The sequence below is a fragment of the Pseudomonas mediterranea CFBP 5447 genome (assembly GCF_000774145.1).
GTDB classification, from domain to species: Bacteria; Pseudomonadota; Gammaproteobacteria; order Pseudomonadales; family Pseudomonadaceae; genus Aquipseudomonas; species Aquipseudomonas mediterranea.
Genome location: NZ_KN322986.1, coordinates 428,053 through 442,004, shown reverse-complemented (window position 1 = coordinate 442,004; position 13,952 = coordinate 428,053). Strand labels below are relative to the sequence as shown.

The following is a 13,952-nucleotide window of genomic DNA, read 5'->3' as shown; positions in this document are numbered from 1 at the left end:
CTTCAAAAAATCAAAACGGTAGTTGAAGATCGGGTGCAACACGTTTGAGTTGGGTGTGGAACACATCCTTGATGCGCTGCAGCTCGGCTTCGTTATCGGCCTCGAAACGCAGGACCAGCACCGGTGTGGTGTTGGACGCGCGAACCAGGCCCCAGCCGTGGGGATAGTCGACCCGCACACCATCGATGGTGGTCAGTTCGGCCCCTTCGCCCCATTGAGCGTCGTGCAGTGCATCAATGATGCTGAATTTGCTCTCTTCGGTCACATGGATATTGATTTCCGGCGTAGAAATATCGTTCGGGAAGGTCGCGAACAGGTCCTCGGCGCTGGATTGCTCCTTGCTGAGGATCTCCAGCAGGCGCGCGGCGCTGTAGATGCCGTCGTCGAAACCGAACCAGCGCTCCTTGAAGAAGATGTGGCCGCTCATTTCGCCGGCCAGCAGGGCGCCGCTTTGCTTCATTTTTTTCTTGATCAACGAATGACCGGTCTTCCACATCAGCGGACGGCCGCCGTATTCCTTGATCAGCGGTACCAGGCGACGGGTGCATTTGACGTCGAAAATGATCTCCGCATCGGGGTTGCGGGCCACGACGTCCTTGGCGAACAGCATCAGCAGGCGGTCAGGGAACACGACGCTGCCGGTGTTGGTCACCACGCCCACGCGGTCACCATCACCGTCGAAGGCCAGGCCCAGGTCGGCGTTGGTTTCCTTGACCTTGGCGATCAGGTCTTCGAGGTTTTCCAGCTTGCCCGGGTCCGGGTGGTGGTTGGGGAAGTTGCCGTCCACCTCGCAAAACAGCGGGATGACCTCGCAGTTCAGGGCTTCGATCAGTTGCGGGGCGATCACGCCGGCTGCGCCGTTGCCGCAGTCGACCACCACTTTCAGGCGGCGCGCCAGCTTCACGTCCTTGACGATTTCGTCACTGTAGCGCTGGAGGATGTCGACTTTGGTGACGGTGCCTTCACCGCTGCTCAGGTCATTGGTCTTGAGGCGGGTATGCAGGGCCTGGATCTGCTCGTTGGCGAGGGTGTCGCCGGCGATGACGATCTTGAAGCCGTTGTAGTTCGACGGGTTGTGGCTGCCGGTGAGCATCACGCCGGATTTGCCGGCCAGTACGTTGGCGGCGTAATACAGCGCCGGGGTCGGGACCAGGCCGACATCGCTGACGTGGCAACCGCTGTCGGCAACGCCCTTGATCAACTGCTCGACCAGCTCGGGGCCGGACAAGCGGCCATCGCGGCCGACGCACACGTTCGGTTCGCCCTGGGCCAGGCTCTGGGAGCCAATGGCGCGGCCGATCCAATAGGCGGTTTCGCCAGTCAGGGTTTCCGGCACGACGCCACGGATGTCGTAGGCGCGGAAGATGCTGTCAGGAAAGATCGGTGCGATTGCGGCTGGGGTGTTCATGGGCGGGACGCTCTATTCAGAAGGTGACTGGACAGGCCGGCGGTCAGCGCCGGCAGGCTCAAGCTGAAGGGTATGACGGCGTTTTTGACAGAGAGTTCGTGGTGGGAAAATGCCATGAGACAGCGTTACCCCGGCCTCGCTCGCCTAATACCTTGATTCCGGATGGGAAACCTAGCAGAAAGCCATTGCGCATTTTTTGCCCTGAAACAGAAGCTTAATAACCGGCCGGGCAGTTGCGCCCGGCCTGTCCCATCGGTCAGTGGCTGCCGGAATGCCCGAAACCGCCTGCGCCGCGCTGGCTCTCGTCGAATTCCTCGACCAGTTCGAAGTGGGCCTGGACCACCGGTACCAGCACCAGTTGGGCGATGCGTTCACCCACCGCGATGTTGAAGGCCGTTTGGCCGCGGTTCCAGCACGACACCATCAGCTCGCCCTGGTAGTCGGAGTCGATCAAGCCCACCAGGTTGCCCAGCACGATGCCATGCTTATGGCCCAGGCCCGAACGCGGCAGGATCAGCGCGGCCAGGCCCGGATCGCCGATGTACACCGAAAGGCCGGTGGGAATCAGCAGGGTCTGGCCCGGCTCCAGGACGGTGTCCTGCTTGAGCATGGCCCGCAGGTCGAGGCCGGCGGAGCCCGGTGTGGCGTATTGCGGCAGCGGGAATTCGTTGCCGATGCGAGGATCGAGGATCTTGGCTTGTAGAGCGTGCATGGAAAATTAAACCTGGTTCAGTCGTTCGGCGATGAAAGTGATCAGTTGGCGGGCAATCTTGCCCTTGCTGGTCTGGGCGAAAAGGGTGGCGTGCAACTGGCGGTCGATCACGCTGCAGGCGTTTTCTTCGCTGTTGAAGCCGATGCTCGGGTTGGCGACGTCGTTGGCGACGATCAAGTCCAGGTTCTTGTCCTTGAGCTTGCGCGCGGCGTAATCGAGCAGGTTTTCGGTTTCGGCGGCGAAGCCGACACTGAAGGGACGGTCGGGGCGGGTGGCGATGGTGGCGAGGATGTCCGGGTTGCGGACCATTTGTAATAACAGGCCGTCGCCGCTCGTAGGGTCTTTCTTTAATTTTTGCGGGGCAATGACTTCAGGACGGTAGTCCGCTACCGCGGCCGAGGCGATGAACAGGTCGCAGGGGATGGCTGCTTCGCAAGCCGCGAGCATGTCCCGGGCGCTGACTACGTCGATACGGGTCACCCGATCCGGCGTCGGCAGGTGCACGGGGCCGGTGATCAATGTCACCCGGGCGCCGGCTTCCACTGCGGCCTCGGCCAGGGCGAAGCCCATTTTGCCGGAGCTGTGGTTGGTGATGTAGCGCACCGGGTCGATGTTTTCCTGGGTGGGTCCGGCGGTGATCAGCACGTGCTTGCCGGTCAGGGCGTGGCGCTGGAAACAGTCGGCGGCACATTGGGCCAGGTCGGTGGCTTCGAGCATGCGGCCCATGCCGACATCGCCGCAGGCCTGGCTGCCGGAGGCCGGGCCGAAGACTTTCAGGTCGCGGCTTTCGAGCAGTTGCAGGTTGGCCTGGGTGGCCGGATCGCGCCACATGGCCTGGTTCATGGCCGGTGCGACGGCGACCACGGCATCGGTGGCGAGCACCAGGGTGGTCAGCAGGTCATTGGCAATGCCTTGGGCCAGGCGGGCAATGAGGTCGGCCGTCGCCGGGGCGATCAGCACCAGGTCGGCCCACTTGGCCAGTTCGATATGGCCCATGGCGGCTTCGGCCGCGGGGTCGAGCAGATCCAGGTGGACCGGGTGCCCGGACAGGGCCTGCATGGTCAGCGGGGTGATGAATTCACTGCCGCCACGGGTCATGACGACGCGCACTTCCGCGCCCTGGTCGATGAGTCGGCGAACCAGCTCGGCGCTCTTGTAGGCGGCAATGCCGCCGCCGACGCCCAGAACGATGCGTTTCCGATACAGCCGCTGCATAAGCCTGCCTTTGGATTTCAGTGGTCAATACAGGACGAACTTCTCGACAGCAGCCTGCCAGGGTGCAAATCGCCTGCAAAAAAGATGGGCTACGATATCACAGCGACCGCTATGGAACAGCGGTGCCCACCATCAGGGAGAGCCTATGAGTATTCGGGATTGGCCCGTGGCCGAGCGGCCGCGGGAGAGGTTGTTGGCATCGGGGGCGGGAAGTCTTTCGGACGCAGAATTACTGGCGATTTTCTTGCGAACCGGCGTGTCGGGCAAAAGCGCGGTCGACCTGGCGCGACAACTGTTGACTCAATTTGGCAGCCTGCGCGCGCTGCTTGAAGCCGACCAGATCACGTTCAGCAGCCATATTGGGCTGGGGCCGGCGAAATTCGCGCAGTTGCAGGCGGCCCAGGAAATGAGCCGGCGGCACCTGGCCGAGCGGGCGCGGCAAAGAACGACGCTGGAAAGCCCGGGGATCGTCCGTGAATACCTGAAGTCGATGCTGCGCCACGAGCCCCATGAAGTGTTTGGCTGTCTGTTTCTCAATTCCAGGCATCAGGTGCTGGGCTTCGAGACGCTGTTTCGCGGCTCCATCGACAACGCCAGCGTGCATCCCCGGCAAGTGGTCAAGCGCGCCCTGGCCCACAACGCCGCCGCGCTGATCCTGTGCCACAACCATCCCTCCGGTAACACCGAACCCAGCCACGCCGACCGGGTGCTCACCGAACGACTTCAAGAAGCGCTGGAGCTGATTGATGTGCGGGTGCTCGATCACTTCATCGTCGGTGATGGGGAGCCGCTGTCGATGGCCGAATATGGGTGGATGTGAAGCAGCGGCAAGCTGTCAGCTTCAAGCTGCAAGTTCAGAGCTGGGTGTGATCTGCTCTTGGGCTTGCAGCTTGCAGCTTGCAGCTTGCAACTTACGGCTTGAGGCTGACCTTCGAGTAATCCTGGCGCCCAAACGGGCTGACCGCATAACCCTGCAGGTCCTTGCGGACCAGGGCGAAGGCGGTCGGGTGCGCCAGCGGTAGCCACAGGGCCTGTTGCTGGATCTGCGCCTGGGCCTGTTCATAGAGCTTGGAGCGCACGCCCTGTTCGCCGGTGGTCTTGCCGGCGCTGATCAGCTTGTCCAGGTCCTGGTTGCAATAACGGGCGAAGTTGGTGCCGGACTTGACCGCCGCGCAGGAAAACTGCGGCGTCAGGAAGTTGTCCGGGTCGCCGTTGTCGCCGGCCCAGCCCATGAACAGCAGGTCGTGCTCGCCGGCCTTGGCGCGACGGATCAGCTCGCCCCATTCGATCACCCGGATCTCGGCCTGGATGCCGACTTCCGCCAGGTCGGATTGCAGCAGTTGCGCGCCGAGGCTGGGGTTGGGGTTCAGCAGGCTGCCGGAAGGGCGGGTCCAGATTGTGGTCTGGAACCCTTCCTTCAAGCCGGCCTTGGCCAGCAGTTCACGGGCCTTGGCCGGGTCATGGGCATAGCCGGGCAGGTTCCTGGCGTAGCTCCAGGTGTTCGGCGGGTAGGGGCCGTTGGCCGCTTCGGCGGTGCCTTCGAAGACGGTCTTGAGGTAGCTGGCCTTGTCGAAGGCAAGGTTGATGGCCTGGCGTACCTCCGGCTTGTCCAGAGGCGGATGCTGGCTGTTGATCGCCACGAAAGCGGTCATGAAGGCGTCGGTCTGTTCAACCTTCAGGGTCGGTTCCTGCCGAGCGGCCTGCACGTCCAAAGGCTTGGGCGACAGGGCGATCTGGCATTCGTTGCGCCGCAGTTTCTGCAGGCGCACGTTTGCATCCGGCGTAATGGCGAAGATCAGCGGGTCGACCTGGGGCTTGCCGGCGAAGTAATCGTTGTTGGCCTTGTAGCGAATCGAGGCGTCCTTCTGGAACCGGTTGAAGATGAACGGGCCGGTGCCGATGGGCTGGTTGTTGAGTTTTTCCGGGGTGCCGGCCTTCATCAACTGATCGGCGTATTCAGCCGAATAGATCGAGGCGAAGCCCATGCTCAGGGTGGCCAGGAAAGTGGAATCCGCGTGATCGAGGGTAAAACGCACGGTCAGCGGGTCCAGGGCGTCGATTTTCTTGATCAGCGCCGGCAGTTGCATGGACTGGGCATGCGGGAAGCCGCTCTGGGCGACCTTATGCCAAGGATTGGCAGGGTCCAGCATACGCTCGAAGCTGAACTTCACGTCTTCGGCGCTCAGGTCGCGATGGGGCGTGAAGTATTCGGTCTGATGGAACCTGACCTTTGGATGCAGCTTGAACACATAGGTCAGGCCGTCGGGAGAGACTTCCCAGTGCTCGGCCAGGCTGGGGACCACCTTGCCGCTGGCGGTGTCGAAATCCACCAGTCGGTTCATCAGGACGTCGGCGGAGGCGTTGGTGGTCGTCAGCGAATTGTATTGGACGACATCGAATCCCTCCGGACTGGCCTCGGTGCAGACGCTCAGGGCGGCGGCCTGGGCCAATGGGCTGATCAGCAGAGGGGCGAGCAACAGTGATACGGCAGCGAGGCGCATGATCGGTTTCCTTGTCAGGTCGAAGGCCCATCTGCGAGTGCAGTCTGGAAAAGGCCTACCCTAGTGGGCTCGTTGCCAAATGACTATCCCCTTTTTGCTTTTTCCGGCACGCTTCGCCAGTGCATGGATGCGCTGGAAGCGGTCGGCATTGAAAAAAACCGGATGCCGCGACGAGCGGTCACAAGCATCGCCAGCCTTTGCCGCAGCCGTTCGGCACGGTCGCCCGAGGATTCCCGACAAAGACAAATCACACGGGCTGTTGTTGCACCGAGGTCTTTCTGGTATAAAGCAGCGCTCTTTTCTAGGGGCCCGGTTCCTTCACTGTAGGTGTAGCCGGTAAGACCCTTAAAGAAACGCGGCGCCTGGCGCCAAATGACTGAGAGATTAAGCGGCCAACCCATGCCGGGTTGGGCATGTGGTTTTAGAGGGCTGAGGCATGTCTAGAGTCTGTCAAGTTACCGGTAAGGGTCCGGTGACTGGGAATAACATTTCCCACGCAAACAACAAAACCCGTCGTCGTTTCCTGCCGAACCTGCAGCATCACCGCTTCTGGGTTGAGTCCGAGAAACGTTTTGTACGTCTGCGCGTATCTGCCAAAGGCATGCGTATCATCGACAAGCGCGGCATTGATGTCGTGCTGGCCGAACTTCGCCGCGATGGCAAGGTTTAAGGGAGCTAATCATGCGTGAATTGATTCGTTTGATCTCGAGCGCCGGTACTGGTCACTTCTACACTACCGACAAGAACAAGCGTACTACCCCGGACAAAATCGAGATCAAGAAATATGATCCGGTTGTTCGCAAGCACGTGATCTACAAGGAAGGCAAAATCAAGTAATTGATTTTTCCCTCTTTACGAAAAAGGCCCGTATCGCGAGATACGGGCCTTTTTTGTGGCTGGCTTCCAGCCCAGACCCAATTCCTGTGGGAGCGAGCCTGCTCGCGATGGGGTCAGCCCGGCCAACGAACACTCAAGCCTTCTGCTCAAACACCACATAGATCTTGCGGCACGGCTCCAGCACCTCCCAGGTGCCCTTGAAGCCCGCTGGAATCACGAAGCGGTCGCCTGCGCGCAGTGTCTTGGCATTGCCGTCGTTGTCCCGCAGCACGGAAACCCCCTGGACGATTTCGCAATATTCATGCTCGGTGTAGTTGACCATCCACTGTCCGACCGCACCTTCCCAGACCCCGGCATTCATCTGTCCGCAAGGACTGTTGTAGTGGTTGAACACGGCTTGTTCGGGATCGCCCTTGAGAACCTTCGCCGGGTCCGGGCGATAGCGATCGGCGACGGTGCTGGTTTGGCTGAAGTCGACGATGTCCTCGATGCTCATTTCCGTAATCCCCCCGGTGTTTGCTTGGAAGGTCGAGTCTATGTTTATTAAAACGAACATCGCAAGGCTGTTTACCGGCCTTGTGTCAAATATATTGAAACTTGAGGGGCGGCTGGTTTAGGGTGGCGGGTGCCCTGTGCCGAAAGTGTGCGCCTGAACAGGCTGGCCGGGCAGAATTCCTGAGGGTTGCATCCTTGTAACGCTCACACCCAATAAGAGGAGGACACTCGCATGACCACCCTGACTCGTGCCGACTGGGAACAACGCGCCCGCGATCTGACCATCGAAGGCCGCGCCTTCATCAACGGCGAATACACCGATGCGGTGTCCGGCGAAACCTTCGATTGCCTCAGCCCGGTCGATGGCCGTCTGCTGGGCAAGGTCGCCAGCTGCGATGCTGCCGACGCCCAGCGCGCGGTCGAAAACGCTCGTGCGGTGTTCAATTCCGGCGTCTGGTCACGCCTGGCGCCGAGCAAACGCAAAGCCACCATGATTCGTTTCGCCGGCCTGCTCAAGCAGCACGTCGAAGAGCTGGCCCTGCTCGAAACCCTGGACATGGGCAAGCCGATCAGCGATTCCCTGAACATCGATGTGCCCGGCGCGGCACAAGCGTTGAGCTGGAGCGGCGAGGCCATCGACAAGCTCTACGACGAAGTAGCGTCGACCCCGCACGACCAGTTGGGCTTGGTCACCCGCGAGCCCGTCGGTGTGGTGGGCGCTATCGTACCGTGGAACTTTCCGCTGTTGATGGCTTGCTGGAAGCTCGGTCCGGCGCTGTCCACCGGTAACTCGGTGGTACTCAAACCGTCGGAAAAATCCCCGCTGACTGCCATCCGCATTGCTGCACTGGCCGTCGAAGCCGGGATTCCGAAAGGCGTGCTCAACGTGCTGCCAGGCTACGGTCATACCGTCGGCAAGGCCCTGGCCCTGCACATGGATGTCGACACGCTGGTGTTCACCGGTTCTACCAAGATCGCCAAGCAACTGATGATCTACTCCGGCGAATCCAACATGAAGCGCATCTGGCTCGAAGCCGGCGGCAAGAGCCCGAATATCGTGTTCGCCGACGCTCCGGACCTGCAGGCCGCCGCCGAAGCCGCGGCCAGCGCCATTGCCTTCAACCAGGGCGAAGTCTGCACCGCCGGCTCGCGCCTGCTGGTGGAGCGCTCCATCAAGGACACCTTCCTGCCGCTGGTGATCGAGGCCCTCAAGGGCTGGAAGCCGGGCAACCCGCTGGATCCGGCGACGAATGTCGGTGCCCTGGTGGATACCCAGCAGATGAATACCGTGCTGTCCTATATCGAAGCCGGGCACAGCGACGGCGCCAAGCTGATCGCCGGTGGCAAGCGGATCCTCGAGGAAACCGGTGGCACGTATGTCGAGCCGACGATTTTCGACGGTGTGAGCAATGCCATGAAAATCGCCCAGGAAGAGATCTTCGGTCCGGTCTTGTCGGTGATCGCCTTCGATACCGCCGAAGAAGCCATCCAGATTGCCAACGACACGCCTTATGGCCTGGCAGCGGCGGTATGGACCCGGGACATCTCCAAGGCCCACCTGACCGCCAAGGCCTTGCGCGCCGGCAGCGTGTGGGTGAACCAGTACGATGGCGGCGACATGACCGCGCCATTCGGTGGCTTCAAGCAGTCGGGTAACGGCCGCGACAAGTCGCTGCATGCTTTCGACAAATACACCGAGCTGAAGTCGACCTGGATCAAGCTGTAACAGCACAACGCCGATCCCCTGTGGGAGCGAGCCTGCTCGCGATAGCGGTATGACAGTCGACAGCTTTGTTGAATGTTGCGCCGCTTCGCGAGCAGGCTCGCTCCCACATTGTTTTTGAGGGATGCCCGGAATCGATGACTACCCACAGGAGTGTGGAAATGCGTTGGGCGACTTATTTCGCCGTGTTGGCCTCTGTCCTGAGCGTCGGCCTTGCCCTGGGGGTAAGCATGCCGCTGGTGTCGCTGCGCCTGGAGGGCTGGGGTTATGGTTCGTTCGCCATTGGTGTGATGGCGGCCATGCCCGCCGTCGGGGTGTTGCTCGGGGCCAAGGTGTCGAGCCGCCTGGCCGCGCGGTTCGGGACGGCGACGTTGATGCGCCTGTGCCTGTGGGGCGGGGCGGTGTCCATCGGCTTGCTGGCGCTGTTGCCCAGTTACCCGGTCTGGCTGGTGCTGCGGCTGGTGATCGGGGTGGTCCTGACCCTGGTATTCATTCTCGGCGAGAGCTGGATCAATCAGCTGGTGGTCGAGCAATGGCGTGGGCGGCTGGTAGCGCTGTATGGCGCCAGTTATGCCCTCAGCCAGCTGTCCGGCCCGCTGTTGCTCGGTGCGCTGGGTACTGTGCACGACTACGGATTCTGGGTAGGCGTTGGCCTGCTGCTGGTGGCGCCGTTGCTGTTGCTCGGTCGCAGCGGTGCGCCCTCCAGCGAAGCCGGTAGCGTCACTTTTGGCGATTTGTGGGCTTTTTGCCGGGGGCTGCCGGCAATCGCCTGGGCAGTCTCGTTGTTCGCGGCTTTCGAAGCGATGATCCTGACGTTGTTGCCGGTGTATTGCTTGCGCCAGGGCTTCAGTGCCGACATCGCGCTGGCAATGGTCAGCACCGTGGTGGTCGGTGATGCCTTGCTGCAACTGCCTATTGGCGCCCTGGCCGATCATCTGTCCCGACGAGCCTTGCTCACGGGCTGCGCGGTGGCGCTGACTTTATCGAGCCTGGCGGTTCCACTGCTGATCGATACTCTACTGATCTGGCCGCTTTGGGTGCTGTTCGGTGCCAGTGCGGGTGGCTTGTTCACCTTGTCGTTGATCCTGATCGGCGAGCGTTACCGCGACGATGCGCTGGTGCGGGCCAATGCCCATATTGCCCAGCTGTGGGGAATCGGTTGCCTGATCGGGCCCCTGGTGGCGGGAGCGGGCAGCCAATGGATCAGCGGGCATGCGCTGCCGTTGTTCATGGCGGCAGGGGCGTTCGGGCTGGTGATTCTGTTGTTGCGCCAAGGTGCGTTCGGGGCCACGCAGCCGGCTTGAAACACTGGCTGCGAAGCAGCCCCAAGCAGATTGAATGCAATCAACCTGATGTACCGTGGCGTCTGGTTTCAGGGCTGCTACGCAGCCCAGCGGGGCGGTGCGACGTCTCGCTAAATCCCCTCGCCACAGGAGCGGGGCAGCCCTACAACATTTTTTCCAACCCCACAGTCGTCGCAAACCAGGCATTGAACCGGCGCCACCAGCTACCGGGTTCGCGATCCAGGTCATGGAGCTTGCCGTTGTCTTCGGTGGTCCAGACAAGCGCTCCGTCCTCCAGTCGCGCCTGGTAGCTCAGGGCTGGGGCCATGCCCTGCAAGGCCGCGTCACGAACCTGACCGGCGAGCTCGGGGCTGTCCACCAGCACGCCAACCTCGGTGTTCCACAGCACTGAGCGTGGGTCGAAATTGAATGAGCCGATGAACGATTTCTGCCGGTCAAAAATGATCGCCTTGCTGTGCAGGCTCGAGTCCGATTCACCGTAGGACTTGCTGTAGAACAGGTGAGGGCTGCTGCCTCCCGTATCCCCGGGTTGGCGTCGCAACTCGAACAGCCGCACGCCATGCTGCAGCAGTGCTTTGCGATAAGGCGCATAACCGCCGTGCACTGCCGGCACGTCGGTGGCCTCCAGGGAGTTGGTCAGCAGGCTGACCGACACGCCGGCATCGGCGCGGCTGGTCAGGTACACCAGTCCTGGCTGTCCCGGCACGAAATAAGCCGAGATCATGATCAGTTCCTTGCTGACCCCCGCCAGTTCAGGGCTCAGTTGCGTGGTCAGCAACAGGTGCGGATCCGGCTCGTCCTTGGCCAGGACTTTGCTGGGCGCATCCCACAGCGCCTGGTTCCAGGCCCAGACCAACTCGTTGCGCCAGATATCCAGCCGCGGCTGGGTCCGGTAGGCGGTCAACTGTTGGTACAGCGCGTGGTTCTCCTTTTGCGTCTGTTCCAGGGACTCTTGCAGGCGCAGGCGGCTGTTGGCCAGGTCCTTGGCGGTGGGCCGATGGGACAGGAATTGTTCGATGGGCTTGCTCAGGGCGCTGTTCCAGTACTGATCGAAACTGTGCCCCAACTGTTCGGCCACCGGACCGACGCCGAGCAGGTCGATATCCGTGAAGTTCAGGTGAGGCTCGGCATCAAAGTATTCATCCCCCAGGTTGCGCCCACCGACGATGGCCATGCTGTTGTCCGCCAGCCAAAGCTTGTTGTGCATCCGCCGATGTTGCAGCGACAGGTTGAACAGTCGGCCTAGGCTGCGGGTCACGCCGGTGGCGCGCCCCAGGTGCAACGGGTTGAACAGGCGGATCTGGATCTGCGGGTGGGCGCCGAGGGTCGAAATGATCTGTTCCTGGCCATCGCTGGTGGTGTCGTCCAGCAGGATCCGCACGCGCACGCCACGGTCGGCGGCCTTGAGCACCTCGTCCACCAGCATCCGGGTGCTGATGCCGTCGTGAACGATGTAGTACTGCAGGTCGAGGCTGCTTTGCGCGTTGCGAATCAGCTCGGCCCGGGCGGTAAAGGCATCGGTGCTGTTGGAGAGCAGGCGAAACCCCGAGCGTCCTTCGTGGGGTGCGGCCTGGGCCTGGACGGAGCGTCCGAATGAAGATTCGGACGCCGGCAGTGCCTGGGAAGGCTCGCGGGTGATATCAACGCTGGCACAGCCTCCCAACAGTGAGGCGACAAGCAGTAGCGCAGGCAGGATCGGTTTGGATCTCACGTCGGATCGTTCCGCTTGTTGGCGTTGATTGACTGTCGGGTGCTGCTTCCCTGAGTAAAATTCAGACGCCGTCGCCGTGGGTTTCGTTCAACAGTGCGATAGCGGCGGCCCCTACCTTGCGCACGGCCTCCTCGATCTGTGCCGTTGGCTTGGCAGCGTAGTTCATCCGCAGGCAATTGCGGTACTTGCCCGATGCCGAAAAAATGCTGCCGACCGCAACCTGCACCCCTCGATCATGCAAGACCCGGTTGAGCTTCAACGTATCGAAGCCTTCGGGCAATTCGACCCACAGCATGAAGCTGCCCCGGGGACGACTGGCACGGGTGCCCGAGGGAAAATAGCGGCTGACCCAGTCGATCATCACGTCGCGATTACGCTGGTATTGCGTGCGCATCCGGCGCAAATGAGGTTCGAAATGCCCGTTCTTGAGAAACTCGGCGATGGCGATCTGTGGCTGCGGTGCGGTAGAACCGGTGCTGATGTACTTCATGTGCAGCACCCGTTCCAGATACCGCCCCGGTGCGACCCAGCCCACTCGCAGGCCCGGCGCCAAGGTCTTGGAAAAGGAGCTGCAGAGCAGGACGCGGCCATCCTCGTCGAAGGACTTGATCGTGCGGGGGCGTGGGTAGGTGTAGGCCAGATCCCCATACACATCGTCCTCGATGATCGCTACGTCGAAGCGCTGTGCCAGGGTCAACAATGCGCGTTTGTTCGCTTCCGGCATGATGTAGCCCAGCGGGTTGTTGCAACTGGGTGTCAACTGTATGGCCTTGATCGGCCATTGCTCCAGCGCCAGTTCCAGTGCGTCCAGGCTGATGCCGGTAAGCGGGTCGGTGGGGATCTCCATGGCCTTCATGCCCAGGCCCTTGAGGGTCTGCATGGCGCCGTGGAAGCTGGGCGAATCTACCGCGACGATATCGCCTGGTTCGCAGGTGGCGCGAATGCTGACCGACAGCGCTTCATGGCAGCCGGTGGTGACAATCAGGTCGTTGGCGCCCAACTGACAGCCTGAATCCAGCAACAGCCGGGCAATCTGTTCGCGCAACGCGAGGTTGCCGTAGATGTTGTCGTAATACAGGCCGGGCATGTCTTGCCGACGGCTGATCTGCGCCAGGCTGCGCAGCAGCGGCTTCATGGTCGGCGAATGAATGTCCGGCATGCCGCGCCCCAGTTGCACCACATCTTTGCGTGGCACGGCGCGAATCAGTTCCAGCACCTGGTCCCACTGTGAAATGTCCACGGGACGCTGGGCCGGACGGCCTATCGCCGGCAAGTCCGGTAGTTCGCGGCTGACCGGGACGAAATAGCCGGACTTGGGCTTCGGCATTGCCAGTCCGTTGTCCTCCAGCACGCGATAGGCCTGCTGCACCGTACTCAGGCTGACGCCATGTTCCGTACTCAAAGCCCGCACCGACGGCAGCCGGTCGCCGGGGCGATAGAAACCCTGTTCGATGCGGGTGCCGAGCAATTCGGCGAGGTTCACGTAGAGGGTCATGGCGTGCTCTCGATAGGTTGGGGCAACAGGTAACCAATACAGTTGGCCGCTAAAAACAGCATTCAGTGGCAAAAAGGCCTTATCTGTATGCAAATAAAATACAGATGTTGAATCTGTATCGATTCTGGCCGTCCGCGCATCATGAAACCTCTGGCTACCCAAGTAAACAGGAGCGACGAAAATGAACGGCTTGAGCGATGTGCGGCTGACGCTACACAGTCAGGAACTGGAGGCTGGACAGGAAAAGGAGCTACGAAGCGCAAGCTTTCAAACTGCCCCAGCCTGCCTGAGTCGCTGGGACTTGTTCTGGCATCGCCTGCATACACGCCGAGTCTTGCTTGAGCTGACACCCGAACAGTTGCGTGATATCGGGATAAGTCGGCAGCAGGCGCGGGAGGAGGGCTTAAAGCCGTTCTGGCGGGGTTGATCCGTGGCGAGGGGATTTAGCGAGACGTCGCACCGCCCCGCTGGGCTGCGGAGCAGCCCTAAAACCAGGCGTTGCGGTGCATCAGCTTGACTGCATTCAATCTGTTTGGGGCCGCTTCGCAGCC

The 13,952-nt window shown here is 61.5% G+C and carries 12 protein-coding genes and 1 pseudogene; 6 read left to right on the top strand and 7 right to left on the bottom strand.

The genetic code is table 11. From position 1 onward, the window contains the following. Nucleotides 1–10: 10 nt before the first annotated feature. The 3 genes and pseudogenes from N005_RS18865 to coaBC form a co-directional block, all read right to left on the bottom strand. A pseudogene (locus N005_RS18865) lies at nt 11–1,414 on the bottom strand (phosphomannomutase/phosphoglucomutase); the annotation flags it as partial. 250 nt (nt 1,415–1,664) lie between these two features. Beyond that, nucleotides 1,665–2,120: a dUTP diphosphatase gene (dut, locus tag N005_RS18860; RefSeq protein WP_047702584.1), complete on the bottom strand. Its 456-nt coding sequence runs from the start codon at nt 2,118–2,120 to the stop codon at nt 1,665–1,667. A gap of 6 nt (nt 2,121–2,126) precedes the next feature. Beyond that, nucleotides 2,127–3,335, bottom strand: coding sequence for a bifunctional phosphopantothenoylcysteine decarboxylase/phosphopantothenate--cysteine ligase CoaBC (coaBC, locus tag N005_RS18855; RefSeq protein WP_041022862.1), 1,209 nt, complete (start codon nt 3,333–3,335; stop codon nt 2,127–2,129). A 145-nt stretch (nt 3,336–3,480) separates the two neighbouring features. On the opposite strand from coaBC, the gene radC reads away from it, so the two are divergent. After that, complete coding sequence (gene radC, locus N005_RS18850; RefSeq protein ID WP_047702583.1) at nt 3,481–4,155, top strand: RadC family protein; 675 nt, start codon at nt 3,481–3,483, stop codon at nt 4,153–4,155. Nucleotides 4,156–4,246: 91 nt separating this feature from the next. On the opposite strand, the gene N005_RS18845 is transcribed toward radC, so the two are convergent. Next, nucleotides 4,247–5,836 carry an ABC transporter substrate-binding protein gene (locus N005_RS18845; RefSeq protein ID WP_047702582.1) on the bottom strand — a complete coding sequence of 530 codons (1,590 nt, stop codon included), beginning with the start codon at nt 5,834–5,836 and terminating at the stop codon, nt 4,247–4,249. A 436-nt stretch (nt 5,837–6,272) separates the two neighbouring features. Here N005_RS18845 and rpmB point away from each other — a divergent pair, with 436 nt between their 5' ends. Together rpmB and rpmG are read left to right on the top strand one after the other, a co-directional pair. Beyond that, nucleotides 6,273–6,506, top strand: a complete 234-nt coding sequence (gene rpmB / locus N005_RS18840; RefSeq protein ID WP_007921114.1) for a 50S ribosomal protein L28 — start codon at nt 6,273–6,275, stop codon at nt 6,504–6,506. A gap of 11 nt (nt 6,507–6,517) precedes the next feature. Further along, nucleotides 6,518–6,673, top strand: a complete 156-nt coding sequence (gene rpmG, locus N005_RS18835) for a 50S ribosomal protein L33 (RefSeq protein WP_003177274.1) — start codon at nt 6,518–6,520, stop codon at nt 6,671–6,673. Nucleotides 6,674–6,806: 133 nt separating this feature from the next. On the opposite strand, the gene N005_RS18830 is transcribed toward rpmG, so the two are convergent. Further along, nucleotides 6,807–7,169 (bottom strand): cupin domain-containing protein, encoded by a 363-nt coding sequence (locus N005_RS18830; RefSeq protein WP_047702581.1) that lies wholly within the window; start codon nt 7,167–7,169, stop codon nt 6,807–6,809. A gap of 231 nt (nt 7,170–7,400) precedes the next feature. On the opposite strand from N005_RS18830, the gene N005_RS18825 reads away from it, so the two are divergent. Both N005_RS18825 and N005_RS18820 read left to right on the top strand, forming a co-directional pair. Further along, nucleotides 7,401–8,894 carry an aldehyde dehydrogenase gene (locus N005_RS18825; protein ID WP_047702580.1) on the top strand — a complete coding sequence of 498 codons (1,494 nt, stop codon included), beginning with the start codon at nt 7,401–7,403 and terminating at the stop codon, nt 8,892–8,894. Between the two features lie 158 nt (nt 8,895–9,052). Next, entirely contained in the window at nt 9,053–10,195 is a 1,143-nt protein-coding gene (locus N005_RS18820) for an MFS transporter (protein WP_047702579.1), read from the top strand. A 142-nt stretch (nt 10,196–10,337) separates the two neighbouring features. Here N005_RS18820 and N005_RS18815 read toward each other — a convergent pair whose 3' ends face one another. After that, nucleotides 10,338–11,906, bottom strand: a complete 1,569-nt coding sequence (locus N005_RS18815) for a phospholipase D family protein (RefSeq protein ID WP_047702578.1) — start codon at nt 11,904–11,906, stop codon at nt 10,338–10,340. Between the two features lie 61 nt (nt 11,907–11,967). Next, complete coding sequence (locus N005_RS18810; RefSeq protein ID WP_047702577.1) at nt 11,968–13,401, bottom strand: aminotransferase-like domain-containing protein; 1,434 nt, start codon at nt 13,399–13,401, stop codon at nt 11,968–11,970. Between the two features lie 181 nt (nt 13,402–13,582). Here N005_RS18810 and N005_RS18805 point away from each other — a divergent pair, with 181 nt between their 5' ends. After that, a complete protein-coding gene (locus N005_RS18805; RefSeq protein ID WP_047702576.1) occupies nt 13,583–13,828 on the top strand; it encodes a DUF1127 domain-containing protein in 246 nt (81 codons plus the stop codon). The last annotated feature ends 124 nt before the right edge of the window (nt 13,829–13,952 follow it).